General features: G+C 65.7%; 1 protein-coding gene. It reads right to left on the bottom strand.

Annotation, left to right across the window (positions count from 1 at the left end):
• The coding region (locus EJ105_RS27700) for a phage head spike fiber domain-containing protein (RefSeq protein WP_250168896.1) at positions 1-609 on the bottom strand (609 nt) is incomplete at both ends.

Genomic DNA, 609 nt, shown 5'->3' on the forward strand with positions numbered 1-609 from the left:
CAAATCGGCGGGTCTGGTGGTGGCGCTGCCGGCGGTGGCGATTAGCGACGTGGCGGCCGAGCCTGTCTCGAACTGAGCGCCCCACGCATAAACATCGCCCGCCGCGATGACCGGACGGAACCCCGTCGCGCCGGGCGGCGGTGTGCCAGTGAGCACGAAGCGCTGCCACGTCGTCGTGACGGTAAAATTCTGGTTCGCCGTGACGCCGTCGGGCGTGGAGTAGGCTAGGTACATCTGGACGGTCTGGTTGGCACCGGTCGCGCTCCGGAGCCACACTGAGAATGTGCCGCGCGACGTGATATTGGCGCCCAGATCGCAGCCCAGATATGAGGCGATCTGGCACCGGTCCGCCGTCATCGCCCCATCGGGGGCGACGGCTGCATTCGCCGTGATAGTCGAGCCGCCGTCCTTGAACCATCCGGTGCCTGCGAAATCATTGGCATATCGGATGTAATTCGTCGCGGCTCCCTCGAATATCATGCGCCGGCGGCCGGCCGAATGGTCGAATGCCAGGATATTGTCCGGCACCACCTCCACCAGTCCGCTGACACCGATGACGCGCTTGCCGACGCCGGAGCGCGCGAAAAGCTCGCTGGCCGAGATCCCCGA

Origin of the sequence: Xanthobacter aminoxidans, assembly GCF_023571765.1 — a bacterium.
GTDB lineage: Bacteria > Pseudomonadota > Alphaproteobacteria > Rhizobiales > Xanthobacteraceae > Xanthobacter > Xanthobacter aminoxidans.